At 73.0% G+C, this 25,920-nt stretch carries 21 protein-coding genes; 8 read left to right on the plus strand and 13 right to left on the minus strand.

The features are described from left to right. Window positions 1–45: 45 nt before the first annotated feature. From ACPA54_RS25225 to hutU, 5 genes are all read right to left on the minus strand, one after another. A complete protein-coding gene (locus tag ACPA54_RS25225) occupies window positions 46–1,242 on the minus strand; it encodes an acyl-CoA dehydrogenase family protein (protein WP_423533373.1) in 1,197 nt (398 codons plus the stop codon). Between the two features lie 156 nt (window positions 1,243–1,398). Further along, window positions 1,399–2,595: an imidazolonepropionase gene (hutI, locus tag ACPA54_RS25230; RefSeq protein WP_423533375.1), complete on the minus strand. Its 1,197-nt coding sequence runs from the start codon at window positions 2,593–2,595 to the stop codon at window positions 1,399–1,401. After that, window positions 2,592–3,914: a formimidoylglutamate deiminase gene (locus tag ACPA54_RS25235; RefSeq protein WP_423533468.1), complete on the minus strand. Its 1,323-nt coding sequence runs from the start codon at window positions 3,912–3,914 to the stop codon at window positions 2,592–2,594. The genes hutI and ACPA54_RS25235 overlap by 4 nt, the downstream gene beginning before the upstream one ends. 53 nt (window positions 3,915–3,967) lie before the next feature. Then, window positions 3,968–5,236: an allantoate amidohydrolase gene (locus tag ACPA54_RS25240; RefSeq protein ID WP_423533470.1), complete on the minus strand. Its 1,269-nt coding sequence runs from the start codon at window positions 5,234–5,236 to the stop codon at window positions 3,968–3,970. A gap of 11 nt (window positions 5,237–5,247) precedes the next feature. After that, window positions 5,248–6,972 (minus strand): urocanate hydratase, encoded by a 1,725-nt coding sequence (gene hutU / locus ACPA54_RS25245; RefSeq protein ID WP_423533377.1) that lies wholly within the window; start codon window positions 6,970–6,972, stop codon window positions 5,248–5,250. 192 nt (window positions 6,973–7,164) lie between these two features. On the opposite strand from hutU, the gene ACPA54_RS25250 reads away from it, so the two are divergent. Then, a complete protein-coding gene (locus ACPA54_RS25250; protein ID WP_345673795.1) occupies window positions 7,165–7,482 on the plus strand; it encodes a hypothetical protein in 318 nt (105 codons plus the stop codon). On the opposite strand, the gene ACPA54_RS25255 is transcribed toward ACPA54_RS25250, so the two are convergent. Then, window positions 7,449–8,342: a MurR/RpiR family transcriptional regulator gene (locus tag ACPA54_RS25255; protein WP_423533472.1), complete on the minus strand. Its 894-nt coding sequence runs from the start codon at window positions 8,340–8,342 to the stop codon at window positions 7,449–7,451. The genes ACPA54_RS25250 and ACPA54_RS25255 overlap by 34 nt on opposite strands. 53 nt (window positions 8,343–8,395) lie before the next feature. Further along, on the minus strand, window positions 8,396–9,949 hold the full coding sequence (hutH, locus tag ACPA54_RS25260) for a histidine ammonia-lyase (RefSeq protein ID WP_423533474.1): 1,554 nt from the start codon (window positions 9,947–9,949) through the stop codon (window positions 8,396–8,398). Between the two features lie 162 nt (window positions 9,950–10,111). Between hutH and fdhD the strand changes: the two genes are divergently transcribed. Further along, window positions 10,112–10,936, plus strand: a complete 825-nt coding sequence (fdhD, locus tag ACPA54_RS25265; protein ID WP_423533379.1) for a formate dehydrogenase accessory sulfurtransferase FdhD — start codon at window positions 10,112–10,114, stop codon at window positions 10,934–10,936. Between the two features lie 117 nt (window positions 10,937–11,053). Here fdhD and ACPA54_RS25270 read toward each other — a convergent pair whose 3' ends face one another. From ACPA54_RS25270 to ACPA54_RS25285, 4 genes are all read right to left on the minus strand, one after another. Further along, on the minus strand, window positions 11,054–12,853 hold the full coding sequence (locus ACPA54_RS25270) for a sensor domain-containing diguanylate cyclase (protein ID WP_423533381.1): 1,800 nt from the start codon (window positions 12,851–12,853) through the stop codon (window positions 11,054–11,056). Between the two features lie 1,317 nt (window positions 12,854–14,170). Continuing rightward, window positions 14,171–15,304 (minus strand): adenylate/guanylate cyclase domain-containing protein, encoded by a 1,134-nt coding sequence (locus ACPA54_RS25275; protein ID WP_423533383.1) that lies wholly within the window; start codon window positions 15,302–15,304, stop codon window positions 14,171–14,173. A 121-nt stretch (window positions 15,305–15,425) separates the two neighbouring features. Continuing rightward, window positions 15,426–15,998: a PH domain-containing protein gene (locus ACPA54_RS25280; RefSeq protein ID WP_423533385.1), complete on the minus strand. Its 573-nt coding sequence runs from the start codon at window positions 15,996–15,998 to the stop codon at window positions 15,426–15,428. Window positions 15,999–16,618: 620 nt separating this feature from the next. Beyond that, on the minus strand, window positions 16,619–17,476 hold the full coding sequence (locus ACPA54_RS25285) for a biotin--[acetyl-CoA-carboxylase] ligase (protein ID WP_423533387.1): 858 nt from the start codon (window positions 17,474–17,476) through the stop codon (window positions 16,619–16,621). A 223-nt stretch (window positions 17,477–17,699) separates the two neighbouring features. On the opposite strand from ACPA54_RS25285, the gene ACPA54_RS25290 reads away from it, so the two are divergent. The 4 genes from ACPA54_RS25290 (at window position 17,700) to ACPA54_RS25305 (ending at window position 20,496) form a co-directional block, all read left to right on the plus strand. Then, window positions 17,700–19,286, plus strand: a complete 1,587-nt coding sequence (locus ACPA54_RS25290) for an acyl-CoA carboxylase subunit beta (protein WP_423533389.1) — start codon at window positions 17,700–17,702, stop codon at window positions 19,284–19,286. 63 nt (window positions 19,287–19,349) lie between these two features. Next, a complete protein-coding gene (locus tag ACPA54_RS25295) occupies window positions 19,350–19,547 on the plus strand; it encodes an acyl-CoA carboxylase subunit epsilon (RefSeq protein ID WP_423533391.1) in 198 nt (65 codons plus the stop codon). Between the two features lie 120 nt (window positions 19,548–19,667). After that, window positions 19,668–19,787: a morphogenic membrane protein MmpB gene (gene mmpB / locus ACPA54_RS25300; protein ID WP_423533393.1), complete on the plus strand. Its 120-nt coding sequence runs from the start codon at window positions 19,668–19,670 to the stop codon at window positions 19,785–19,787. 85 nt (window positions 19,788–19,872) lie between these two features. Next, window positions 19,873–20,496 carry a Maf family protein gene (locus tag ACPA54_RS25305; RefSeq protein WP_423533395.1) on the plus strand — a complete coding sequence of 208 codons (624 nt, stop codon included), beginning with the start codon at window positions 19,873–19,875 and terminating at the stop codon, window positions 20,494–20,496. Window positions 20,497–20,558: 62 nt separating this feature from the next. Here the strand turns inward: ACPA54_RS25305 and ACPA54_RS25310 are convergent, their stop codons facing one another. Further along, window positions 20,559–21,938 (minus strand): FAD-binding oxidoreductase, encoded by a 1,380-nt coding sequence (locus ACPA54_RS25310; protein ID WP_423533397.1) that lies wholly within the window; start codon window positions 21,936–21,938, stop codon window positions 20,559–20,561. A gap of 195 nt (window positions 21,939–22,133) precedes the next feature. Here ACPA54_RS25310 and ACPA54_RS25315 point away from each other — a divergent pair, with 195 nt between their 5' ends. Beyond that, complete coding sequence (locus ACPA54_RS25315; RefSeq protein WP_423533476.1) at window positions 22,134–23,294, plus strand: YncE family protein; 1,161 nt, start codon at window positions 22,134–22,136, stop codon at window positions 23,292–23,294. A 94-nt stretch (window positions 23,295–23,388) separates the two neighbouring features. On the opposite strand, the gene ACPA54_RS25320 is transcribed toward ACPA54_RS25315, so the two are convergent. After that, window positions 23,389–23,631, minus strand: a complete 243-nt coding sequence (locus ACPA54_RS25320; RefSeq protein ID WP_345673784.1) for a hypothetical protein — start codon at window positions 23,629–23,631, stop codon at window positions 23,389–23,391. A 462-nt stretch (window positions 23,632–24,093) separates the two neighbouring features. Between ACPA54_RS25320 and ACPA54_RS25325 the strand changes: the two genes are divergently transcribed. Further along, window positions 24,094–25,863, plus strand: coding sequence for an acetyl/propionyl/methylcrotonyl-CoA carboxylase subunit alpha (locus tag ACPA54_RS25325; protein ID WP_423533399.1), 1,770 nt, complete (start codon window positions 24,094–24,096; stop codon window positions 25,861–25,863). Window positions 25,864–25,920: the final 57 nt, after the last annotated feature.

The following is a 25,920-nucleotide window of genomic DNA, read 5'->3' on the forward strand; positions in this document are numbered from 1 at the left end:
GGGCCGCGGTGTTCCGCGGGCCCGGGCGATCGTCCGGAGCCGGACTCAGCCGCGGAGCTTGTACTCCTCCAGCAGGCGGCGCCCGATGATCATCTTCTGCACCTCGGCCGTGCCTTCGCCGATCAGCAGCATGGGGGCCTCGCGGTACAAGCGCTCGATCTCGAACTCCTTCGAGAAGCCGTAGCCGCCGTGGATGCGGAACGCGTCCTCCACGACCTCCTTGCAGTACTCGGAGGCGAGGTACTTGGCCATGCCGGCCTCGAGGTCGTTGCGCTCCCCCGCGTCCTTCTTGCGGGCCGCCATGACCATCATCTGGTGCGCCGCCTCGACCTTGGTGGCCATCTCGGCGAGCTTGAACTGGATCGCCTGGTGCTGGGCGAGCTGCTTGCCGAACGTCTCGCGCTGCTGCGCGTACTGCACGCCCAGTTCGAAGGCGCGCTGCGCGACACCGCAGCCGCGCGAGGCGACGTTGACGCGGCCGACCTCGACGCCGTCCATCATCTGGTAGAAGCCCTTGCCCGGGACGCCGCCCAGGATCCGGTCGGCCGGGACGCGCACGCCGTCGAGCACCAGCTCGGTCGTGTCGACGCCCTTGTAGCCCATCTTGTCGATCTTGCCGGGCACCGTGAGACCCGGGCGGGTCTCGCCGAAGCCGGGCTCCTTCTCGATGAGGAACGTGGTCATGTTCCGGTAGACCGAGTCGGCGCCCTCGTCGGTCTTGGTGAGGACCGCGACGAGGTTGGACGTGCCGCCGTTCGTCAGCCACATCTTCTGGCCGTTGATGACGTAGAACTCGCCGTCCTTGACCGCCTTGGTGCGGATCGCGGCCACGTCCGACCCGCAGTGCGGCTCGGACATCGAGAAGGCGCCGCGGATCTCGCCCTCGGCCATCTTCGGCAGGAAGTAGTTCTTCTGCTCCTCGGTGCCGTGCTGCTTGATCATGTACGCGACGATGAAGTGCGTGTTGATGATGCCCGACACGCTCATCCAGCCGCGCGCGATCTCCTCGACGACCAGCGCGTAGGTCAGCAGGGACTCGCCGAGACCGCCGTACTCCTCGGGGATCATGAGCCCGAACAGGCCCATCTGCTTCATGCCCTCGACGATCTCCGTCGGGTACTCGTCCCGGTGCTCCAACTCGGTCGCCACCGGGATGATCTGCTTGTCCACGAAACTGCGGACGGTCGACAGGATCTCCCGCTGGACGTCGGTCAGCCCTTCGGTCTGCGCAAGGCGGCCCACGCGGCGCCTCCTTCTCTGTAACGCGCATGTCCGGGCCGGTTCGACCGGTCCCGGCCACGCGTCTGGTCGTGAGGGTTACCGCGGAGTATCCACGAAGGGGCGGGTCCCCGGCCAGGGGGCCCCTGTCACGGCATACCGGCAAACCCTGACGTTTTGTCAGGCTACTGCGGCACCTCCGCGCCACACGGTCCGCACCAGCGGGACACCCGGCCGGTAGGCGAGGTGCACGTGCGACGGCGCGTCCAGCTCCACCAGGTCGGCCCGCACGCCCGGGACGATCCGGCCCACGTCGGTGCGGCGCAGGGCCGCCGCGCCGCCCGCGGTGGCCGACCACACGGCCTCGTCCGGGGTCATGCCCATCTCGCGCACCGCGATCGCGATGCAGAACGGCATGGACGTGGTGAAGCTCGACCCCGGGTTGCAGTCCGTGGACAGCGCGACGGTGGCGCCCGCGTCGATCAGCCGGCGCGCGTCCGGGTAGGCGGCGCGGGTGGAGAACTCGGCGCCGGGCAGCAGCGTGGCGACGGTGTCGGACGAGGCCAGCGCGGCGACGTCGGCGGCGTCGAGGTGCGTGCAGTGGTCCGCGGACGCCGCACCGAGTTCCACGGCGAGCTGCACGCCGGGGCCGTGCCGCAGCTGGTTGGCGTGCACGCGCGGCACCAGGCCGCGCTTCTTGCCCGCGGTGAGGATCGCGCGGGCCTGGTCGCCGTCGAAGGCGCCGCGTTCGCAGAACACGTCGACCCAGCGGGCGTGCGGGGCGCACGCGTCGAGCATGGGGCCGGTGACGAGGTCGACGTAGCCGCCCGGGTCGTCGGCGTACTCGGGGGCGACGACGTGCGCGCCGAGGTAGGTGACCTCGTCGGTGACGGCGCTCGCGAGGCGCAGGGCGCGGGCTTCGTCCTCGACGGTGAGGCCGTAGCCGGACTTGCATTCGAGGACGGTGGTGCCCTGCCGGGCGGCTTCGCCGACGAGCCGGTCGAGGTTGGCGGCCAGTTCCGCGTCGGACGCGGCGCGGGTGGCGGCGACGGTGGTGCGGATGCCGCCCGCCGCGTACGCCTGCCCGGCCATGCGGGCGGCGAATTCGGCCGTGCGGTCGCCGGCGAACACCAGGTGCGCGTGCGAGTCCACGAAGCCGGGGATGACGGCGCGGCCCTGGGCGTCGTGCCGGGTGTCCGCGTCGGGCGCGGTGTCGGCGGGGCCGACCCAGGCGATCCGGCCGTCCGCCACCACGACCGCGGCGTCGTGGAGGATCCCGAGGGGACCGGTGCCGAGGGCGGGCTCGTTGGTGACAAGGCTGCCGATGCCGGTGATCAGAATGCTGCCGGTGCTGCCGGTGCTGCCGGTGGCGCTCATGCTTCTCCTCCGCCGACCACGGTCCGGATCGCGGCGGCCAGGGTGCCGGGGACGTCTTCGACGAGGGTGTGGACGCCGTCCGCGACGACCGTGCGGCCGTCGACGACGACGTGCGTGATGTCCGGCGGCGCGGCCGCGAAGACCACGGATTCGGACGCCAGGCGCGGGATCGTGCCGGCCAGGCGGACCGAGTCGAGCCCGACGGTGACCAGGTCGGCGCGGCGGCCGGGCTCGATGCGTCCGGCGTCGTCCCAGCCGAGCGACTCGTGGCCGACCCGGGTGGCCTGGGCGAGGAGCCGGGCGGTGGTGAAGTGGCCGCGGCTGCCGGTGCGGAGCCGCTCGTCGAGTTCGACGGCGCGGGCTTCTTCGAACATGTCGATGAAGGCCTGGCTGTCGGTGCCGAGGGACAGCGGGACCTGGGCGCGGGACAGTTCGCCCGCGGGGCCGATGCCGTCGGCGAGGTCGCGTTCGGTGGTCGGGCACAGGCACACGCCGGAGCCGGATTCGCCGAGCAGCGCGATGTCGCGGTCGGTGAGGTGGGTGGCGTGCACGGCGGTGAAGCGGGGGCCGAGCGCGCCCGCGGCGTCGAAGACCTCGACCGGGGTGCGCCCGTAGGCCTCCAGACAGGCGTGGTTCTCCGCGGGTTGTTCGGAGACGTGCGCGTGCAGCGGGGCACCGCGTTCGGCGGTCCAGGCGGCGACGGTGGGGATCTGGTCGGCGGGCACGCCGCGGACCGAGTGCACGGCGGCGCCGATCCGCAGGTGGTCGGCGGGCTTGAGGGCGTCGACGCGGGCGGCCCAGCCGTCCGCGTCGCCGTCGCCGAAGCGCAGCTGGGTGCCGGTCGGCTCGGCGCCGACGCCGCCGGCGATGTAACAGGTGTCGAGCAGGGTGATGCGGATGCCGGCTTGGCGGGCTGCCTCGGCGAGGGCGTGGCCCATCGCGTTGGGGTCGTCGTAGCGGGCGCCGCCGGGCGCGTGGTGCAGGTAGTGGAACTCGCCGACGGCGGTGATCCCGGCGAGCGCCATTTCGGCGTACACGGCGCGGGCGAGCGCGAGGTACGTGTCCGGGTCGAGCTTGCCCGCGGCCGCGTACATCAGGTCGCGCCAGGTCCAGAACGTGCCGGAGCCGGCCTGGGTGCGGCCGCGCAGCACGCGGTGGAAGGCGTGCGAGTGGGCGTTGGCGAAGCCCGGGACGGTGAGGCCGCGCCGCACCGACGCGCCCGGCGGCGGGGCCGGGACGTCGGGGCGGACGGCGGTGATGCGCCCGTCGGCGATCTCGACGACGACGTCGCGTTCGATCCCGGTGCGGGTGTGCACGATCTCGCACCAGAGCACGTCGGTGCCCGGGGTGGTCTCGCGGGTGTCGGCTTGGTTCACGCTGCGGGTCCCTCGGCGGATCGGGTGCCGTCGGCGCGGTCGGGGGTGCCGGACAGCAGGTCGGCGAGTACGTCGGCGAGTGCGTCGACGCCGGCCAGGCAGTCGGCGGCCTCCGCGAACTCCGCCGGGGAGTGCGATACCCCGGTCGGGTTGCGGACGAACACCATGGCGGTCGGGAGCGTCGCGGACAGGATGCCCGCGTCGTGGCCGGCGCCCGTGGGCAGCACGGGGACGCCGCCCAGGTGCCCGGCGATGCGGTCGCGCAGCCCGCCCGCGAATTCCACGATCGGGCTGTAGGACTCGCGGACCACCTCGACGTCGGTCCCGTCGCGCTCCGCGCGCTCCCGCGCGGCGCGGCCGATCTCGGCGACGACGGATTCGAGGACCTCTTCCTCGGGGGCGCGCGAGTCGAGCCAGCCGCGCACCAGCGAGGGGATCGCGTTGGTGCCGTTGGGTTCGACGGCGACCTTGCCGAACGTGGCGACCGCGCCGGCCAGCCTGGCCTTCTTCCGGGCGGCGAGCACGGTGGTCGCGTAGGTCAGCATCGGGTCGCGCCGGTCCTCCAGACGCGTGGTGCCCGCGTGGTTCGCTTCGCCGCGGAAGTCGAAACGCCACCGGCCGTGCGGCCAGATGGCGGACGCGACACCGACCGGCGCGTCGACGTCCACCAGATGGCGGCCCTGTTCGACGTGGAGTTCCACGAACGCGCCGATACGGCCGAGGAGTTCCTTGTCGGCCCCGATGCGCTCGGGGTCGTGGCCTGCGCGTTCCATGGCGTCCGGCAGCCGGACGCCGTCGGCGTCGCGCAGGTCGCGGGCCGCCTCCGGGGCGAGGACGCCCGCGGCGAGGCGGGAGCCGACGCAGGCGACGCCGAACCGGGCGCCTTCCTCGTCGCCGAAGTTGACGATGGCCAGCGGACGGCGGAACTCGGCGCCGCGCTCGATCAGCAGGTCGAAGGCGGCCAGCGAGGAGATGACGCCGAGCGGGCCGTCGTAGGCGCCGCCGTCCGGGACCGAGTCGAGGTGCGAGCCGGTGACGACCGCGTCGACGGCGTCCTCCGGCGTCCACGCCGGGTCCGCTGCGGCGGCGGAACCGCCGTACCACGCCCACTGGTTGCCGTTGCGGTCGATTTCGTAGCGCAGGCCGCGGCGCTCGGCCTCGGCGCGGAACCACGCGCGGCATTCGAGGTCAGCGGCGTTCCAGGCGAACCGGCGGTAGCCGCCGGTGCGGGCGTCGCGCCCGACCGGCAGCAGGTCCCGCCACATGGCGTCGAAGGTCACGACTGCGCGCCCTCGGCGGTCGCGGAGGTCGCGGAGGCCGCGGTGCCTTCGCGCATCGGGATGCGGACGCCGCGCTCGTCGGCGACGTCGGCGGCCAGGTCGTAACCCGCGTCGACGTGCCGGATGACGCCCATGCCCGGGTCGTTGGTGAGCACCCGGCGGATCTTCTCCCCGGCGAGCTTGGTGCCGTCGGCGACGGTGACCTGGCCGGCGTGGATCGAGCGGCCGATACCGACGCCGCCGCCGTGGTGGATCGACACCCACGACGCGCCGGACGCCACGTTGACCATGGCGTTGATCAGCGGCCAGTCGGCGATCGCGTCCGAGCCGTCGAGCATGGCCTCGGTCTCGCGGTAGGGCGAGGCGACCGAGCCGCAGTCGAGGTGGTCGCGGCCGATGACCACGGGCGCGGAGAGTTCGCCGCTCGCCACCATGTCGTTGAACCGCTCGCCGGCCTTGTCGCGCTCGCCGTAGCCGAGCCAGCAGATGCGCGCGGGCAGGCCCTGGAAGTGCACCTTCTCCTGCGCCATCTTGATCCAGCGGTGCAGCGACTCGTTCTCCGGGAACAGGTCGAGCACGGCGCGGTCGGTGGCGTGGATGTCCTTGGCGTCGCCGGACAGCGCGGCCCAGCGGAACGGGCCCTTGCCTTCGCAGAACAGCGGGCGGATGTACGCCGGGACGAAGCCGGGGAAGTCGAACGCGCGCTCGTAGCCGGCCAGCTTGGCCTCGCCGCGGATCGAGTTGCCGTAGTCGAACACCTCGGCGCCGCGGTCCTGGAACCCGACCATGGCCTCGACGTGCTTGGCCATCGCATCGCGGGCGGCGGTGGTGAACTCGGCGGGCTTGGTGCGCGCGTACTCGGCCATGTCCTCGAACGCGACGCCGATCGGCAGGTAGGCGAGCGGGTCGTGCGCGCTGGTCTGGTCGGTGACGATGTCGATCGGCGCGTTCATCGCGAGCATCTGCGGGACGATCTCGGCGGCGTTGCCGAGCAGGCCGATCGACAGCGGGCGGCGGGCGTCGCGGGCCTCGGTGGCCAGGCGCAGCGCCTCCTCGATGCTGTCGGCGCGCACGTCGCAGTAGCGGTGCTCGATGCGGCGCTCGATGCGCGACGGGTCGCACTCGATGCAGATCGCGACGCCGCCGTTCATGGTCACCGCGAGGGGCTGGGCGCCGCCCATGCCGCCGAGGCCGGCGGTGAGGGTGATGGTGCCTTCGAGGGTGCCGTTGAAGCGCTTTGCGGCGACCGCGGAGAAGGTCTCGTAGGTGCCCTGCAGGATGCCCTGGGTGCCGATGTAGATCCACGAACCGGCGGTCATCTGGCCGTACATGGTGAGTCCGGCGGACTCCAGGCGGCGGAACTCCTCCCAGTTGGCCCAGTCGCCGACCAGGTTGGAGTTGGCGAGCAGGACGCGCGGCGCCCACTCGTGGGTCTGCATGACGCCGACCGGGCGGCCGGACTGGACGAGGAGGGTCTCGTCGCCCTTGAGGGTCTGGAGGGTGCGGACGATGGCGTCGTAGGAGCGCCAGTCGCGCGCGGCCTTGCCGGTGCCGCCGTAGACGACCAGCTTGTCCGGGTGCTCGGCGACCTCGGGGTCGAGGTTGTTCATGAGCATCCGGAGCGCGCCCTCCTGGCCCCAGCCGAGCGTGTGCAGCTCGGATCCGCGGGGTGCGCGCACGGGGCGGGCCCCGGCGGTCGATGCGGCGTTGGGCTGGGTCATGACGAGTCCCCTCCGGACGATGTGGCCTGTATAGAAATCTTCAGAACATCCGAGAGTGAATGTATCTCCTCTTCGGGCCGTCGAACAGAGGGAGGCCGGGTCACGGGGCTACGCTTTTTCGGGATTTAGTCCGTTTTGCCGCATGCGAAACTCGTCCCGCACGCGGCCGGCGAAAGGCCAGGCCGACGCACGATGCAACTCGAGCAGCTCATTTGGGGCCTCACCGCGCTCGGCGCGCTGGCCACCGGCGCAGCCGCGGCCTTGCTGGCATTCGGCCGCGACCGGGTCCGGGAGCCCGGCATCGCGGTGGTGATGCTGCTCACCGGCCTGCTGTTCACGGCCGGCGGCTTCCTGCTGAGCATTCCGCGCTACGCGGCCACCGGCGCCATCGCGGCGGGCAGCGCGCTGATCGGCGTCCTGGTCGGGATCGCCTGGGCCCGGGGCGGCAAGTCGCGCCCCGCGCCCCCGCCACGCGGTCAGGCCTCGAAGAGGCCCCGTTCCAGGGCCTGACGGTCGAATTCCTCCAGCCGGGCCTGCGCCCGCCCCGGCGCGATGTCGCACATCGCCTGGAGGAGCACTTGCCCGAGCAGCATCGGCGCCCCGCAGGTGTCGAACACCAGCTGCCCGGTGACCCCGGCCACCAGCACCGCGTCGGACAGCGCCGCGGCCGGCGCGAACGGCCCGTCGGCGATCGTCACGATCCGCAGGCCCACCTCCCGCGCGGTACGCAGCGCCTCGGTCAACTCGCGCGGATAGCGCGGCATCGCGAAGCACAGCAGCCCCGTCGCGCCCGCGGCGCGCGCCTGGTCGAGCCGGTCGGCCAGCAGCGAGCCGCCTTCGTCGAGCACCCGCACGTCCGGCAGCACCTTCGCGGCGAAGTACCCGAACCCGCGCGCCGGGGCCATGCCGGTGCGCAGGCCGAGCACCACGAGGGGGCGCGAGTCCGCCAGCAGCGCGGCGGCCTTCGCCACCGGGCCGGGATCGGCGAGCTGCTCGGCGAGCCGGGTCAGGTTGGCGATCTCGGCGTGCACCGCGGACACGTACTCGTTGCGGTGCACCTCCGCCTCGGTCTCGGTCCGCACCGGCAGCCCGAGGGTGCGCAGCCGGGCACGCAGCGCCGGATAGCCGTCGAAGCCGAGCGCGACGGCGAACCGGGTGACCGACGGCTGGCTGACCCCGGCGAGCTGCGCGACCTCGACGCTCGACAGGTACGGCGCTTCGCCCGCGTGCCGCACCAGGCAGTGCGCGATGCGGCGCTGGGTCGGGGTCAGCCGGTGCTCCTCGAACAGCGCGAGGAGCCGGGACGACGCGCTCTCGGCGGGCGCCGCACCGGTGTCCGCGGCGTCGCCTGGTTCGGTGTTGTCGTGCACGGTGTCCACCCTGTCCCCCTCGTCCCGCTCCGCCGCTCGGTTCTGACGCCGGGTCAGGCGAGCGGGCCGGTCGCCGATTCCGCGGCGCGGACCAGCGCGCCCGAGCGTACAAACTCTTCCGCGACGGCCAGCTCCGGGGACAGGAACCGGTCGGCGTCGGGACCGGGCACACCCGCCGCGCGCAGTGCCGCGATCACCGCTGCGGTGGCGGGCGCGGGCGCCAGGTCGCCGGACTGGGTGCGCATGTCGGTGGCGCGGGCGGCGGCGACCAGTTCGACGGCGAGGATCCGGGTGAGGTTCGCGACCGCGGTGCGCAGCTTGCGGGCCGCGCTCCAGCCCATCGAGACGTGGTCTTCCTGCATGGCCGACGACGGGATCGAGTCGACCGACGCCGGCACCGCGAGGCGCTTGCTCTCGGAGACCAGCGCGGCCTGCGTGTACTGGGCGATCATCAGGCCGGAGTCGACGCCGGGGTCGTCGGCGAGGAACGCGGGCAGGCCGTGCGAGCGCGACGGGTCGAGCAGCCGGTCGGTGCGGCGTTCGGCGATGGAGCCGAGGTCGGCGACGGCGATGGCGAGGAAATCGAGGACGTAGGCGACGGGCGCGCCGTGGAAGTTGCCGTTCGACTCGATACGGCCGTCCTCCAGGATCACCGGGTTGTCGACGGCGGCGGCCAGTTCGCGGTCGGCGACGAGGGCGGCGTGCGCGAGGGTGTCGCGGCCGGCGCCGGCGACCTGCGGGGCGCACCGCACCGAGTAGGCGTCCTGGACCCGCGGGCGCTGGTCCTGGTGGTGCCCGGTCATGCCGGAACCGGCCAGCACCGCGAGCATGTTGGCGGCGCTGGCGGCCTGGCCGGGGTGCGGGCGGATGGCGTGCAGCGCCGGGTCGAGGACCTTGTCGGTGCCGAGCAGCGCTTCGAGGGTCATGGCCGCGGTGATGTCGGCGGCGGTGAACAGCGCGGCGAGGTCGGCGAGGGCCATGAGCAGCATGCCGAGCATGCCGTCGGTGCCGTTGATGAGGGCGAGGCCCTCCTTCTCGCGCAGCCGCACAGGGGTGAGGCCGTGTTCGGCGAGGAGTGCGGCGGCGGGGCGGACCGTGCCGTCCGGGCCTTCGGCTTCGCCTTCGCCGGTCAGCACGAGCGCGCAGTGCGACAGCGGGGCGAGGTCGCCGGAGCAGCCGAGCGAGCCGTATTCGTGCACGACCGGGGTGATCCCGGCGTTCAGCAGGTCCGCCATGGCCCGGGCGACCTCGGGGCGGACGCCGGTGCGGCCGGACGCCAGGGTCTTGAGGCGCAGCAGCATGAGCGCGCGCACGACCTCGGTCTCCACGCGCGGGCCCATGCCGGCCGCGTGCGAGCGCACCAGCGACTGCTGGAGGCGGGCCCGCAGGTCGGGGCCGATGTGCCGGGTGGCGAGGGCGCCGAAGCCGGTGGACACGCCGTAGACCGGGCGCGGGGAGGCGGCCAGGTCGTCGACGACGGCGCGGCTGGTCGCCATCGCGTCGAGGGCGCGGGGCGCCAGCTCGACGCGGGCGCCGCCGCGGGCGACGGCGAGGACGTCGGCAGGCGTGAGGCCGGCGTCGGCGACGGTGACGGAAACGCGGTGCATGTCCTTATTCACTCGGACATTATGTGCATGGATGACGACAGCGGAAGGGACGCGGTCCGGGGCATCGCGCGGCGACGCGGCATGCTGGAGGCCGGGCACGTGCCGTTTCCGTTCCTTGCCCGCTGCCTGTTGTCGAATCTGTGCCGTCGAAGGGGCCACACCGTGGGTCGCGTGACCAGCCGCCGCAAGATCCTCCGGCTCGATGCCGGCGGCGCCGTCCGGCGCACCGACACGCTCGCCGCCGAGGAGCCGCTGGACATCCGCGTCGGCGGCCGCACGCTCACCGTCACCATGCGCACCCCCGGCGACGACTTCGACCTGGTCGCGGGCTTCCTGGTCGCGGAAGGCGTGGTGGCCGCGACGCGGGACGTGGCGGCGCTGCGCTACTGCGCGGGCACCGATGACGAGGGCCGCAACACCTACAACGTGGTCGACGCCGCGCTCGGACCGCATGTGCCGCCGCTCGACCCGGGGCTGCAGCGAGGCGTCTGGACGTCGAGCGCGTGCGGCATCTGCGGCACGACGGGGGTGGAGGGGCTGCGCAAGATCGCCCCGTACGACGTCGCCGCCGACGGCCTGCGCATCGCGCCGGAGACGCTCTACGCCCTGCCCGGCCGACTGCGCGACGCGCAGCGGGTGTTCGACTCGACGGGCGGGCTGCACGCGGCGGGCCTGTTCGACGCCGCGGGCGAGTTGGTGTGCGTACGCGAGGACGTCGGGCGCCACAACGCCGTCGACAAGGTCGTCGGCTGGGCCCTGCGCGAAGGCCGCCTGCCGCTGTCCGGGCATGTGCTGATGGTGAGCGGGCGCGCGTCGTTCGAGCTGACCCAGAAGGCCGCGATGGCCGGTATCCCGCTGCTCGCCGCGGTCTCGGCCCCGTCGTCGCTCGCGGTCGAACTGGCCGAGGACGCGGGGGTGACGCTGGTCGGGTTCCTGCGCGGAACGAGCGCGAACGTGTACACGCACACGGAACGCGTGGCGGTCTGAAGGCTCTTCGGCTCTTCGGGTCTTCGGGTCTTCGGGTCTTCGGGTCTTCGGGTCTTGGAGTCTTGGGATCTTGGGCTCTTCGGGTGGCAGTCCGTCGGGCCGCTGTTCCGCGGGTTGCTATTCCGGCAGCGATGCGCCGCCGGTGAGGGCCACCGCGACGAGCGCGCGCAGCACCGGGGCCAGCCCCTGCACCGGCAGGCTCATGTCGTCGGTGAACACTTCGACGAGCCAGCCGCCCGCGGCGTTCGTCCCGCCCGCGACGACCATCGCCTTGTAGCCGCCCACCAACAGCAGGTCTTCTTCGGACGGGTCGTTGCCCGGATCCCCCGCCTGCTGCACGAAGCCGCCGCCCTGCACGGCCTCGGCCGACGCCGGGTAAGCGGCCAGGTCGTGTTCGGCGGTCGCCGCCTCGTAGCGGGCGCGGGCCGCATTCGGCGAGCCGGTCATGCGGTGGATCGAGTAGCGGACGGTGCGCAGGCTGCGGCCGTGCGGCGGCACGTAGGAGATCCACCAGGCCACCCCGTCGAGCATGCGCGCGAACGTGTCCGCGACGATCTCCAGGCGGCCGAGCGTGTCGGCGCGGTGCACGCGCCCCGGTTCGCGTTCGTCGAGCGCGCCGAGGACGGCGGCGAGCAGGCGCCCCGGGTCGGCGTTGTGCAGGGCACCGCGGAACCGGCGGCGGTCCCGGTGCGGTGCCCCGGCGGGCTGCTCGGGCAGCGGCCCGGCGCTGTCGTCCCCGGCGAGCGACACCGTCAGGTCGGGCGGTTGGCCGCGGCCGGCCACCACCGGATGGATCGCCCGGCTGCCTTTGGCCCGGTACTGCGCGGCGTCGGCGAGCCGGAACAGCCGGTCGGCGCTGGTCACCGGACCGACCGGGTCGCCCGTCGAGGCGACGCCGCAGGCCACCCCTTCGCCGTCGTGCATGCGCAGCGCGCGGCGGCAGAGTTCCTCGGCCACCGCGACCACCTCGTCCGGGCCGAACCCCTCGGCCAGCACGCAGAATTCGTCACCGCCGAGACGCGCGGCCATGGACCCGGGCAGCATCGCGCTGCAGGCGGAAAGCTGGTCGGCGAACCGTTCCAGAAGCCGGTCGCCGACGTCGTGCCCGCGCTCGTCGTTGAGCCGCTTGAGGCCGTTCACGTCGCACACGATCAGGCTGACGACGGTGCCGTCGCGGTAGTGCCGGGCCATCGCCGCGTCCAAACGGGCGTCGATGGCACGGCGGTTCGCCAGACCGGTGAGCGGGTCGGTAAACGCGAGCTTTTCGATGCGCTGGTAGTGCTCGGCCTGCGCGAGGCCCGCGGAGATCTGCGCGGCGAGCACCGCGGCGAACTCGGCGTCCACGCCGTCGAACCGCGGCTGGTCCGCGCGGCGGGCCAGGTACAGCTCGCCCCACACGCGCCCTTCGACCATGATCGGCGCGACCATGCAGCCGTGCCGCCCGCGGCGGCGCAGAGCGACGACGCGTTCGTGGTCGGAGTCTTTGTCGTCGACGGTGTTCGACCAGGTGGTCGGCCAGACGGCCGGGTCGATGATCTCGGGGAAGTCGGTGACGGCGTAGGTCTCGGCGTCCGGCAGCGCCTCCTCGCCCTCGGCGAGGTCGCCGTCGTTGACCAGCACCCGCAGGCGGCCGGAGTCGCGCTCCCAGACGGAGACGGACGCCAGCGTGGCATCCATCGCGACGCGCGCTTGGCGGGCGCTAATGCGGACCACGTCCATGAGGGTGTGCGCGGTGGCGAGGGCTTTGGCCAGCTCCATGACGGCGTGCAGCCGACGGGCGGCTTCGGGGACGGGGGGATCCTGGGGGGCTTGGGGAGCCTCGGCGGGCGCGGGGGCGGCGTCTGCGGCGGTCGCCGAGTCGCCGGAATCCGGCCGGTCGTCCTTGTGCGGATCCGCGCGCGCTACGACTTTCCTCACCTCGCCCTCCGAATCGGTACGGGCGGCCGTCGCCGCAGGCCGGGCGCCCGGTGGGGCGGTTCCGGACGGACAGCGGGCCGCTGTACAGCCCCGCCTGACATCACTCAGGGTATGTCGCTATTTGCCGGTTTCGCAGCAGAAAGAGAGCGCAAAATGTCAGCGCTGCGTCACAACACGATCACGTTCCGCGGGCGTATCCGGAATCCCCCTCCGACGCCTCGCGACCATGCCGGGGAGCCGGCGGAAACCGCTTTCCGCGGCATCCCGCGTCCCCGGGGACCCTCCCTCCGCGCTGCTGGCACCTTACCCCTCCGTACGGTCCGACGGCGCAGTCTTGGCCACGCCACGTGTTTGCACCGTCGCAGACCGCCCCGACATTTCGAGGGATGCGGTGAATGTCTGGACGGCCCGCCCCGGTTCGACCCGGCCCCGCCCGCTCGACCGAGCCCGGGGACGGCACACGACGCGGGATCAGGGTGGCGGAGGGGACTGACATGGGGGTCGCGGGCGCAGGGAGCGAGGTCGGCGGCCGGACACGGGGACGACACCGGGCAGGGCGTGCCCGGTGGGCCGGGGCGGAGGGCCGACGCTGCGGGGCGGGGCGCTCCAAGCCGCGCGGTGCAGGCGGCGGGATCAAGCAGGCCCAGGGACCCGCCGGGGCCGGACGCGGGGCCGCCATCAGGCATGGCGGGCCCGGTGGGGCGGGGCCGGTGGAGCGGGCCAGGACGGAGGGCGGACGCTGCGGATGAGCGCCTCATGCCGACGCGGGTGCCGACGGGCGAGCGACACGGCAGGCGGCGGGCATCGGGCGGGCCGGGGGGCCGGCTCCGCCCGCGCCGTCAGCGTGGCGCGAGCGGGTCGGTAGCCGACCGGTGCAGGCGCCGCCCGGCCGCACGAGACAAACGCGCCCGGCCGGTTCAAGCGCAGCTGAGCCGGGCGCGGGCCGCAGCCACTCGGGCGCGCAGTCCGCGGCAAAAGCCGGCTCGTGCGGCGATCAATCGGGGGCCTCGGCGACCCCTGCGCGCGGACGCGACGGGCGATCCCGTCCCCCGCGCTTCCGCCGCCCCGCCGGCGCCGGCCCGACACCTGGCAGCCGACAACCGGCAGGGGTGCCGGCGGTTGCTCCACGCGCTTTCGCCCGCGCCGCCCACCGCCGGGCGGACGACTGCGCCCCGCCTTCGGCGCAGTGAGGGCTTGCTCCCGCGCAGTTCCGACTCGACAGCCTCCGTCGGCGTCGGCACCCTTGCCCGGCATGCGACCGCCCGCGTCCGTCGGGCGATGGGGCCCTCGCGACGCGGGCGGTGCGGCTCTCCGTGCTCAGCTCACCGGGCCTGCCTGGTCCGGTAGGGCCGACTCGTCGTCGCCCGGGTCGACGGCGGCTTCCTGGTGGCGCTGGACGGTCCAGGGTTCGACCAGGCCGAGGCCGCGCACGGGGCGGCGCCACATCGGCTGGAGGTCGAACGCCGGGTCGTCGCCGAGGGCGGCGGCCAGGTCGCGGTCGATGACGACGGTGTTCTTGGGGGCCAGCGCGGTGAGGCGGCTGGCCAGGTTGACCGTCGTACCGAACACGTCGCCCATCCGCGACAGGACCTGCCCGTAGGCGATGCCGACGCGGAGTTCGGGCATCATGCCCTGCTCGCGCATCACCTCGACCATGCGCAGGCCGAGTTCGACCGCGCTGTCCGGCTTGAACGCGACGAACAGCACCTCGTCGCCGAGCGTCTTCACCAGCCGCCCGCCGAGCGACGTCACGACGTCCGCCGCCGCGGCCTCGAACGTCTCCACGAGCCGCCCGAGTTCCGCCTCCGACAGACTGCGCGACAGCCGGGTGAAGCCGACCAGGTCGGCGAACCCGACGGCGAGCCGCTGCCCGACGGTGTTGTGGTCGGTCAGCGATTCCATCGCGCGGGTGGTCGACGCGGCCAAATGGCGGCGCCACGCGTACAGCACGAGCGGCTCGAGCTGCGGCATGACGTCGCCCGCCGCGCCCGCGACCTGCTCGCTGCGCACGCCGGTCAGCTCGCCGCCGATGTACTCGACCCAGGCCTCGGTCTGCCATTCGGCGAACCGGGCCATCGTCTGGCCGACCGACCGGACGAACTGCGCGGCGACCGGTTCGGGCAGCAGCCCGGAGCCGATCAGGTCCAGCAGGTGGCTCAGCGCCTCGACGTCGGCGTCGGTGAAGGCGCGGGCGGGACCGAAGTCCGGGAACCCGAGCCCGCGCCACAGACGCCGGGCTTCCTCCAGCGGGATGCCGACCATCTGCGCGACTTGGCCGGACGTGTAGCGGCGGGGTGCGCCGAGAACCAGTTCCTCCATGTCGGCGATCGAATGCTGGACGGCCTCGGCGTCGTCGAGGTCCGGCAGCACTATGTGATGGTCGTTCCGATCGTCGGCCGGGGTCTTCCGGCCGTCGATCCGGTGCCCTTCTCGGGCCCGTTCCTCGGGCATGCGCTCCACCGTGGGGTCCGGGTGACTCGTCAGGCCCACCCTACGTGTCCGGCGTCACACGGGTCAGCCGGTGTCCGTGTTGCGATACGGCAGGCCGTGCTGTACGGGAGCGTACGGACGCTCAACCGCCTTCCCACCACCGGTCTTCCGAGGCCGAACGCCCGGCGTGGAACTCCGCGTCGCGCGCCAGGTCGACGTGCCGCCACAGCCGCGCCTGGACGTCCGCGACGCGCGGCAGCCCGGGCAGGTCGACGGGCTCCCGGTCGCCCTCGGGGACGACGGTGAGGGTGCCGATGCCGAGGGTGCGTTCGACGACGCCGTCCTGGCGGGTGAGGAGGTCGGCGATCCGGGCGAGCGGGATGGCGCGGACCTGCTGCCGGAAGACGCCGGTGCGGAGCAGCAGGCGGCCGTCGGCGACCTCGTAGCGCGTGGTCAGCCAGCGCAGCCACGGCAGCACCGCCCACCGCACGATCGCCACCGCGGCGACGCACAGCACCGCGAGCCGGAACCACGTCCGTCCGGCCCGGTCGGGTGCGATCCCGGCGAGGAAGGCGGCGGCACCGACATCCACGAACAGCACCACGGCGGGCAGGACGAGCACCCGCCAGTGCTCGCGCAGCACCAGCGGCCCGGCCGCCACGGCGGGCGGCGGCGCGTCGGCCCCTTGGGGAACCCCTCCACGCGGACGCAGCACCGTTTCACCTCCCCGGCATCGGCCGACCGCTCTGATTCACGGGAGTGAATTGTCCGCCGCGCGACGTCGAACAGGGCGACGCCACGCGGGTGGGGGCGGAGGACGAGGGGCGGGCGAGGCGGTGAGGTGCGGCGGTCCCGCTCGGGCGGGTCGGGGCGCGGGCGGCGTCGGTACCGCGGTGGCCGCCCGGATCGGGCCGTGCGGCCACGGGTGGACGACGAGGGGCAGGCGAGGCGGCGAGGTGCGCCGGTCCGGGCCAGGTGGTCCGGGGGCGCGTGCGGCGTCGATACCGCGGTGGCCGCCCGGATCGGGCCGTGCGGGTGCGCCCGACCACGTGAGGAAACGACGGGATCCCGCGGTCTCGACCGGGGTCGGCCATCGGCCGGCTCCGGCTCCGAGTGCGGACCGCGGCGAGGCGGCGGGGTTGTCGGGGCTCCGGTCACACCGGAGCGGGACGGGGAGAGGCCCGGTCGCCGAGCCTGTGGCGTCGGTCGTCGCCCCCCGTTCCGACGCGGTCGGTGGGTGGTGCCACCGACGCGGTGCTCGGTGCGCGTCCGGGCAGGGCCGCCGTCCCGGCGCCGTGGCGGCGGGACGGCGCGCAGGCCGTCTCGGCCCCGCCCTCAGGTCTGCGGGGCCTCGTCCGCCGGGCGGACGTGCACGACGTCGCCGGCGCCGACCGGTTCGGGGCCGGCGGGGCCGGCGACGACGAGACGGCCGTCGTCGTCGATGCCGGTGGCGGTGCCGACGAGGGTGCGGCCGGCCGGGAGCTGGACGCGGACGCGGCGGCCGATCGTGGCGCACGTGTCGGTGTACGCGGCCAGGAGGCCGCTCGCGCGGGCGTCGCCGCCGGCCGCGCGCCAGCGCACGTACCAGTCCTCGAACTCGCGCAGCAGAGCGCGCAGCAGCGGGTCGCGGTCGGTGGTGGTCGAGCCCGCGAGGGCGAGCGAGGTCGCGGTGGGCACGGGGAGTTCGCCCTCGGCCAGGGTCACGTTGAGGCCGATGCCGACGACGACGCCCTCGCCCGCGCGCTCCGCGAGGATCCCGGCGAGCTTGCGTTCGCCGACGAGCAGGTCGTTGGGCCACTTGAGCCGGACGTCGATGCCGCCCGCCCGCGACATGGCCCGCGCCGCGGCGACACCGGTGAGCAGCGGCAGCCAGCCCCAGCGCTGGACCGGCACGTCGACCGGCTTGAGCAGCAGGGACAGGAACAGCCCGGACCGCGGCGGCGCCGTCCACGTGCGGTCGAGCCGGCCGCGTCCGGCGGTCTGCGACTCGGCGACCACGACGAGCCCCTCGGCCTCACCCGACCGCGCCGCGACGTCCGCGTTCGACGACCCGGTCTCCGGCAGCACCACCACGTCGCGCCACAGCCCGCCGCCGCGCACCAGAGCCCGCCGCAACTCGCGCTCCCGCAGCGGCGGCCGCTCGAGATCGGTCCACGGCGAAGGCTGGGGCACGTCGGCAGATCCACTCGTCATGCCCCCACCCTAGGCGCCCCCACCCGGACACCCCGGCCCCCGCGCGGCAGACCCGGCCCGCGTCCCGGCCCCGGCACCACCGCCCTCGCTCCCCCGCACCACCACGACTGGGGCGCGCATCACTTCCTCCCCCGATTCCCTTTACGCCGGGCCGGTGAGAACGTGTTTCGGGCCGCGGCTACGCTACGGATCGCCGCTGTTCGACTTGACAGGAGCCCGTTCAATGGACCCGGTACAGGGCGATCCCGACATCCACACCACGGCCGGCAAGCTCGCCGACCTCCGGCGCCGCATCGACGAGGCCGTGCACGCAGGCTCGGCCCGTGCCGTCGAGAAGCAGCACGCCAAGGGCAAGATGACCGCCCGCGAGCGCATCGAGTACCTCCTCGACGAGGGCTCGTTCGTCGAGCTGGACGAGTTCGCCCGGCACCGCTCGACCAACTTCGGCCTGGAGAAGAACCGCCCCTACGGCGACGGCGTCGTGACCGGCTACGGCACGATCGAAGGCCGCCAGGTGTGCGTCTTCTCGCAGGACGTCACGATCTACGGCGGCTCGCTCGGCGAGGTCTACGGCGAGAAGATCGTCAAGGTCCTCGACCTGGCGATCAAGACCGGCTGCCCGATCGTCGGCATCAACGAGGGCGGCGGCGCGCGCATCCAGGAAGGCGTCGTCTCGCTCGGCCTGTACGGCGAGATCTTCCGCCGCAACGTGATCGCGTCCGGCGTCATCCCGCAGATCTCGCTGATCATGGGTGCCGCGGCCGGCGGCCACGTGTACTCCCCCGCACTGACCGACTTCATCGTGATGGTCGACCAGACTTCGCAGATGTTCATCACCGGCCCCGACGTCATCAAGACGGTCACCGGCGAGGACGTCTCGATGGAGGACCTCGGCGGCGCCCGCACGCACAACACCAAGTCCGGCAACGCCCACTACATGGGCGGCGACGAGAAGGACGCCCTCGACTACGTCAAGGGCCTGCTGTCGTACTTGCCGAGCAACAACCTCGAAGAGGCCCCGGCCTACCCCGAGGTCGCCGACCTGGAGACCAGCGAGTTCGACCTCGAGCTCGACACGCTGATCCCGGACTCCGCGAACCAGCCGTACGACATGCACAAGGTCATCGAGCACGTGCTCGACGACGCCGAGTTCCAGGAAGTCCAGCCGCTGTTCGCGCCGAACATCCTGGTCGGCTTCGGCCGCGTCGAGGGCCGCAGCGTCGGCATCGTGGCGAACCAGCCGATGCAGTTCGCGGGCACCCTGGACATCGACGCGTCGGAGAAGGCCGCACGGTTCGTGCGCACTTGCGACGCGTTCAACATCCCGGTGCTGACCTTCGTCGACGTGCCGGGCTTCCTGCCGGGCACCGACCAGGAGTGGACCGGCATCATCCGGCGCGGCGCGAAGCTGATCTACGCGTACGCCGAAGCCACCGTCCCGCTGGTCACGGTGATCACCCGCAAGGCCTACGGCGGCGCCTACGACGTCATGGGCTCCAAGCACCTGGGCGCGGACGTCAACCTCGCGTGGCCGACCGCGCAGATCGCGGTCATGGGCGCGCAGGGCGCGGCGAACATCGTGTACCGCAAGGAACTGGCCGCGTCGGAGGACCCGGACGCGCGCCGTGCCGAGCTGATCCAGGAGTACGAGGACACGCTCTGCAACCCGTACATCGCGGCCGAGCGCGGCTACGTCGACGCGGTCGTCATGCCGTCGTCGACCCGCGCCCACGTGGTGAAGGCCCTGCGGGCGCTGCGCGGCAAGCGGGAGACCCTGCCGCCGAAGAAGCACGGCAACATCCCGCTGTAACCGGCTGTGATCGGCTGCCGCCGGGCCCCCGCGGGTCCGGCGGCGTCCGGCGAAGGAGTTTCCGTGATCAAGATCGTTCGGGGTGAGCCGACGCCCGAGGAACTCGCGGCGATCGTCACCGTCATCGCCGCGAAGTCGGCGGGCGGCGGGGCGGCGGAGGCATTCGCGCCCCCGTCGCAGTGGAACGCCCCCGCGCGGCTCGTCCGCACGCCGCTCCGCCCGGGTCCGGGCGCGTGGCAGGCGAGCGGCTGGGCCCGCTGACCGCTGCTCCGCAGCCCGGGTGCCGACGGGTACCCGGGCCCGGTGCCGCACCCGGGTGAGCCGGGATTTGAGTACCGGTACTCAATCGCCCGGGCGCCGCGCGGACCGACGATGGTCCGCATGCGCCGCACCCGTGAAGAGCCGCCGGAGGAATTGCGACGCGCCGTGGCCCAGCTGCGGCGCGTCGTGCTGTTGCTGCCGGTCTGCGTCGTGGTGGTGCTCGCGCTGCTGGCGCTGTGACCCGCCGCCCCGTACACGTCCGCGCCCGGATCCGCAGCTGCGGACCCCGGCCCGCCGGCCCGCGCGGGTCGGATACGTTGGCCGCATGTCTTCCCCCGCGCCCGCGCCGCAGTCCGCCGCCCGCCCGCTGGTTCTCGCATCCCAGTCGCCGGCGCGCCTCGGACTGCTGCGCGCCGCGGGCCTGGACCCGAAGGTGCGGGTCAGCGGTGTGGACGAGGACGCGCTGACCGCCGCGACCCCGTCCGACCTCGCGCTCGTGCTCGCCCAGGCGAAGGCCCGCGTGGTCGCCGCCGAGTGCACCGGCGGCGAACTCGTCGTGGGCTGCGACTCGGTCCTGGAACTCGACGGCGAGGCGCTGGGCAAGCCCGCGTCCCCGGAGGCCGCGGTCGCGCGCTGGCACGCGATGCGCGGGCGCGAAGGCGTCCTGGTGACCGGGCACTGCGTGATCGACACCGCGGCGGGCACCGAGGCGTCCGCGATCTGCGGGACGGTGGTGCGGTTCGGCACCCCGACCGACGCCGAGATCGAGGCCTACGTGGCGTCCGGCGAACCGCTGCACGTCGCGGGTGCGTTCACCCTCGACGGCCGGTCGGCGCCGTTCGTCGACGGCATCGACGGGGACCCCGGCAACGTCATCGGCCTGTCCCTGCCGCTGCTGCGCAAGCTGCTCGCGGAACTCGGCGTAGGCATCACCGACCTGTGGGCATGACCGTCCCACCCGCGGCAGTCACCTGACACCACAGCACGCAAGCCACCGCACGGCGCCGTGCCTCACGGCGCGATGTTCTGGTTGACGTGGAACAGGTTGCCCGGGTCGTAGCGCCGCTTGACCTCGACGAGCCGGTCGTAGTGCGTGCCGTAGGCAGCCCGCACCTTGTCCTGGCGTTCGGCGTCGTCGCCGCTCAGGAAGTTGACGTAGCCGCCCGCCGCGGAGTGCGGCGCCAGGGCGTCGTGGTAGTCGCGCACCCACGCGGTCATCTCCTCGTCGCGCGCCGGGTCGTCCCAGACGCCGGGGATGACCGTGGCGAACGTCGCGTCCCGGTGGCCCCACGCGGTCGCGTCCGGCGCGACGCGGTGGCACGCCCCGTTGATCGAGTACAAGTGCATGGTCGAGTTCACGGTCGGGACCCGCGGCCCGTACTCCAGATGCACGGCAATGGCCTCGTCGGTCAGCTCGGTGACGAACAGGCCCTTCCAGTAGTGCCGCAGCCCCGGCGGCAGCAGCGGGTCGAAGGCGGCGTTGAGCGCGGGGTACGGCATCGGGCCGACGAACTCGGCGACCGTCGGCGCCACCTCGCGCACCGGACGCAGCACCCGTTCGGCGTCCTCCATCGCGCCCGACCAGCACGGCACCAGCGCGATGAACGTATCGCCGACCCGGTCCTCCGGGATGAACGGCAGCGGCGGCGCGATGTGGAAGCCCGGGAACAGGCCCAGCTCTTCCGGCGCGTCCTGGATGAACTCGCGGTAGAAGCGCAGGATGTCGCCGGCGTGCTCGAGTTCGAAGAACATCGGCCCGCCGTAGATGTCGCGCAGCGGATGGAGCCGGAATTCGAACGACGTGACCGCGGCGAAGTTGCCGCTGCCGCCGCGCAGCGCCCAGAACAGGTCGCCGTGCTCCTCCTCGTTCACCACCAGCAGCCGCCCTTCGGCGGTCACCACGTCGGCGGAAATCAGGTTGTCGCAGGTCAGCCCGAACCGTCGGGCCACGTGCCCGAACCCGCCGCCGAGCGTCAGCCCCGCCACGCCGGTGGTGGAGATGATGCCGCCGGTCACGCCGAGCCCGAACGCATAGGCCGCCGCATTGAGGTCGGCCCACGTCGCGCCCGCCTCGACCCGCGCGGTGCGGGCCACCGGGTCGATCCGCACGCCGCGCATCGCGGAGAAGTCCAGGACGACGCCGCCGTCGACGGTGCCGAAGCCGGGCACGCTGTGCGCGCCGCCGCGCACCGCGAGGTCCAAGGCGGCTTCCCGGGCGAAGTCCACGGCCGCCACGGCGTCGCTCGCGTTGGCGGCGCGCACCACGACCGCCGGGCTGCGGTCGATCATCGCGTTGTAGACGGTGCGCGCTTCCTCGTAGCCGGGGTCTTTCGGGGTGACCACCGCGCCGTGCACGCGTTCCTGCAGTCCGTTGAGTGTGGGTAGAGACATGGCCGGCCTCCGGTCGTGGGCGGCCCCTCGATCCACGCTACGCCGTACGTGGCGGATGTATAGGTCCGATGTAGACATATGGCGTAAATGCGGCGCCGGAGGTTCTAATCTGAGGCGGTGTCTCGCACCCATACGTCGCGCTTCGCCGTCGCTCTGACCACCGCCGGGACGCTCGTCTTCACCCTGGGCGGGCTCATGACCTTCACCGCGTGCTCGAGCGACAGCAAGCCGCCCGCACACGCGCACTCCGCTTCGCCGTCGACCGGCGTGCAGCCCGCGCTGCCGCCGCACGGCGACGTCAAGACGCAGCCGGGACTGCCGGGGATGCCCCCGGTCCTCGACCCGAACGACCTGTACGCCGCCGACCGGCCCAACCAACTCTCCGACGCGGTCAAAAACTTCCCGTCCCGGGTGTACGTGCCCAACACCGAGTCGGACACGGTGACGGTCATCGACCCGGCGACGTACCAGGTGATCGAGACCATCAAGGTCGGGCGCCAGCCGCAGCACGTCGTGCCGTCCTGGGACCTCAAAACGCTGTGGGTCAACAACGACCTGGGCAACACGCTCACCGAGATCGACCCGGCGACCGGCAAGACCGGGCCGACCGTGGACGTGCACGACCCGTACAACCTGTACTTCACGCCGGACGGCAAGTACGCGGTGGTGATGGCGTCCGCCGACCACGAGCTGGTGTTCCGCGACGCGCACACCATGGCCACCGTCAAGGAGCTGCCGGTCGGCTGCGACGGCGTCAACCACGCCGACTTCTCCCCCGACGGCCGCTACTTCATCGTCTCGTGCGAGTTCGACGGGCAACTGCTCAAGGTCGACACCGAGAAGATGGAGATCATCGCGCGGCAGAAGCTGCCCAAGCACCACACCATGCCGCAGGACGTGAAGATCTCACCGGACGGCAAGACCTGGTACATCGCCGACATGATGAGCCACGGCATCTGGGTGCTCAACGGCGACACCTTCGGCACACCGAAGCTGATCCCGACCGGCAAGGGCACGCACGGCCTCTACATCAGCCGCGATTCCAAGTACATGTACGTGTCGAACCGCGGCGAGGGCACGATCACGCTGTGGGAGTTCACTCCGGGCGCGGAGAACGGCGGCAAGATCAACACCAAGTGGCACCTGCCCGACGGCGGCAGCCCCGACATGGGCGGCGTCTCCGCGGACGGCAAGGTGCTGTGGCTCTCGGGCCGCTACGACTCCGAGGTCTACGCGATCGACACCGCCGACGGGCACCTCATCGCCCGCATCAAGGTCGGGAAGGGCCCGCACGGTCTTGCGGTCTACCCGCAGCCGGGCCGCTACTCGCTCGGCCACACGGGCATCTTCCGGTAAGTCGTGGTTCGGCCGCCCGACGGCGGCGTGCCGCCCGCCGTGGACCGGGCCGGTCCAGGGCGGGCGGCAGACCCGCGGACCGGTCGGAATCCGGTCAGTGGCCTTCGGCCGTCCAGGTCACGGTGCCGTCGGGGTCACGGCGGACCGCGGCCTCGAGTTCGCGCAGCCGGTCCGGATCGTTCCGGGCCGCGCCGCGGGCGCGCCACATGCGCAGCAGAGGCTGGAGTCTGCGCGTCTCGGTCCGGCGCAGATCCGCGTCGAAATCTCGGCGCAGCGGCTCGGGCAGCGAGCGGCGGATGAGGTCGACCATCTTCGGGGCGACCAGAGCGGCAACCATGGTGAACTCCCCAATTGGGTGATTTCGTTCTCCACGCTAACGCGCGGTTGCCGCCGCCGCGTTCCCGGGGAGGGCGTGGCCCGGGAGCGCGCACGAGGCAAGAACGAGGTGTAGGGAAAAGGGTATGCGGCCGGGTCCGGAAACCGCCGCCGGGTCTCCCTCCCGAGGCGCCCACCGCCGGCTTCCCGCTCCCCCGTCGGCACCGCCGATCCGGTTGTTCGGTGCGGCCGGCGCGCCGAAGTCCTTATAAGCGGAAGTCCCTATAAGGAAGTGCGCCGGAGTGTGACGCCCCCGATAACACCGTGCGGAATGCCCGGAGTACTTTGGGTCCATCGGCAGCGCCGCCGAAGTCCCGTCACGCATCGAGTCGACCGGGACGCCGACCTGTGACGGGGTGGGGCGGCACCGCATGTCCGCGTGCCACTCCCTAGACTCTGCCCAGTTCTAGGAGGGAGCCAGATCGTGCGCAAGGTGCTGATCGCCAACCGCGGAGAGATCGCCGTCCGCGTTGCGCGGGCCTGCAAAGACGCCGGAATCGCCAGCGTCGCCATTTACGCGGACCCGGACCGCGACGCCGTGCACGTGCGGGTGGCCGACGAGGCCCACGCGCTCGGCGGCAACACCCCGGCAGAGAGCTACCTGGACATGGCCAAGGTACTCAAGGCCGCGGCCGACTCCGGGGCGGACGCCGTCCACCCGGGCTACGGCTTCCTGTCGGAGAACGCGGAATTCGCGCAGGCCGTGCTCGACGCCGGCCTCATCTGGATCGGCCCGCCGCCGCAGGCCATCCGCGACCTGGGCGACAAGGTCGCCGCCCGGCACATCGCCCAGCGCGCGGGCGCGCCGCTGGTCGCCGGCACCCCGGACCCGGTCTCCGGCTCCGACGAGGTCGTCGCGTTCGCCCGGGAGAACGGCCTTCCGATCGCCATCAAGGCGGCCTTCGGCGGCGGCGGCCGCGGCCTCAAGGTCGCGCGCACGCTCGAGGAGATCCCCGAGCTGTACGACTCCGCGGTCCGCGAGGCGGTCACCGCGTTCGGCCGCGGCGAGTGCTTCGTCGAGCGCTACCTCGACAAGCCGCGGCACGTCGAGACCCAGTGCCTCGCCGACCAGCACGGCAACGTGGTGGTCGTGTCGACCCGCGACTGCTCGCTGCAGCGCCGCCACCAGAAGCTGGTCGAGGAAGCCCCGGCACCGTTCCTCAGCGAGGCGCAGATCGCCGAGCTGTACCGCGCGTCGAAGGCCATCCTCAAGGAGGCCGGCTACGTGGGTGCGGGCACCTGCGAGTTCCTCGTCGGCCAGGACGGCACGATCTCCTTCCTCGAGGTCAACACCCGCCTCCAGGTCGAGCACCCGGTCACCGAAGAGGTCGCCGGCATCGACCTGGTCCGCGAGATGTTCCGCATCGCGGACGGCGAAGAGCTGGGCTACGGCGACCCGGAGCTGCGGGGCCACTCGTTCGAGTTCCGCATCAACGGCGAGGACCCGGGCCGCGGCTTCCTTCCGGCGCCCGGCGCGGTCACCGTGTGGCAGCCGCCGACGGGCCCGGGCGTGCGGCTGGACTCCGGGGTCGAGCAGGGCTCGGTCATCGGCCAGGCGTTCGACTCGCTGCTCGCGAAGCTGATCGTCACCGGCGCGACCCGCGAGCAGGCGCTGCAGCGTTCCGCGCGGGCGCTCGCCGAGTTCGGGATCGACGGCATGGCGACCGCGCTGACGTTCCACCGGCGGGTCGTCGGCGACCCGGCGTTCGCCCCCGAGGTGCACGGGTCCGCCGAGCCGTTCACCGTGCACACGCGGTGGATCGAGACCGAGTTCGACAACGACATCGCCCCGTTCGCGGGCGGTGCGGGCGACGGCGACGAGCCGGCCGAGCGCGAGACCGTCGTCGTCGAGGTCAACGGCAAGCGCGTCGAGGTCACCCTCCCGGCGGGTCTGGGCGCGTCCGGCGCGGCCGCGGCCGGCCCGGCGAAGAAGGCCCCGAAGCGCGCGGGCGCGAAGAAGGCCGGTGCGGCCGCCTCGGGCGACGCGCTCGCCAGCCCGATGCAGGGCACCATCGTCAAGGTCGCCGTCGAGGAGGGCCAGGAGGTCGCCGAGGGCGACCTGATCGTGGTCCTGGAGGCGATGAAGATGGAGCAGCCGCTGAACGCGCACCGCGCGGGCACGGTCAAGGGCCTGGCCGCCGAGGTCGGCGCCACGGTCACCAGCGGCGCGGTCCTCTGCGAGATCAAGGACTGACCCGCCCGCAGCACCCGGAACACCGCGGCCCCCGTCCGAACCGGACGGGGGCCGCGC

This window comes from Uniformispora flossi, assembly GCF_049534875.1.
GTDB classification, from domain to species: domain Bacteria; phylum Actinomycetota; class Actinomycetes; order Streptomycetales; family Streptomycetaceae; genus Yinghuangia; species Yinghuangia aomiensis.

What these genes read in the sequence shown, in the direction of transcription:
- hutI (WP_423533375.1), bottom strand. Translation starts at nt 2,595, where the DNA reads ATGAGCGCCACCGGCAGCACCGGCAGCACCGGCAGCATTCTGATCACC.
- ACPA54_RS25240 (WP_423533470.1), bottom strand. Translation starts at nt 5,236, where the DNA reads ATGTGGCGGGACCTGCTGCCGGTCGGGCGCGACGCCCGCACCGGCGGC.
- hutU (WP_423533377.1), bottom strand. Translation starts at nt 6,972, where the DNA reads ATGACCCAGCCCAACGCCGCATCGACCGCCGGGGCCCGCCCCGTGCGC.
- ACPA54_RS25250 (WP_345673795.1), top strand. Translation starts at nt 7,165, where the DNA reads ATGCAACTCGAGCAGCTCATTTGGGGCCTCACCGCGCTCGGCGCGCTG.
- hutH (WP_423533474.1), bottom strand. Translation starts at nt 9,949, where the DNA reads ATGCACCGCGTTTCCGTCACCGTCGCCGACGCCGGCCTCACGCCTGCC.
- ACPA54_RS25275 (WP_423533383.1), bottom strand. Translation starts at nt 15,304, where the DNA reads ATGCCCGAGGAACGGGCCCGAGAAGGGCACCGGATCGACGGCCGGAAG.
- ACPA54_RS25285 (WP_423533387.1), bottom strand. Translation starts at nt 17,476, where the DNA reads ATGACGAGTGGATCTGCCGACGTGCCCCAGCCTTCGCCGTGGACCGAT.
- ACPA54_RS25290 (WP_423533389.1), top strand. Translation starts at nt 17,700, where the DNA reads ATGGACCCGGTACAGGGCGATCCCGACATCCACACCACGGCCGGCAAG.
- mmpB (WP_423533393.1), top strand. Translation starts at nt 19,668, where the DNA reads ATGCGCCGCACCCGTGAAGAGCCGCCGGAGGAATTGCGACGCGCCGTG.
- ACPA54_RS25305 (WP_423533395.1), top strand. Translation starts at nt 19,873, where the DNA reads ATGTCTTCCCCCGCGCCCGCGCCGCAGTCCGCCGCCCGCCCGCTGGTT.
- ACPA54_RS25310 (WP_423533397.1), bottom strand. Translation starts at nt 21,938, where the DNA reads ATGTCTCTACCCACACTCAACGGACTGCAGGAACGCGTGCACGGCGCG.
- ACPA54_RS25315 (WP_423533476.1), top strand. Translation starts at nt 22,134, where the DNA reads ATGACCTTCACCGCGTGCTCGAGCGACAGCAAGCCGCCCGCACACGCG.
- ACPA54_RS25320 (WP_345673784.1), bottom strand. Translation starts at nt 23,631, where the DNA reads ATGGTTGCCGCTCTGGTCGCCCCGAAGATGGTCGACCTCATCCGCCGC.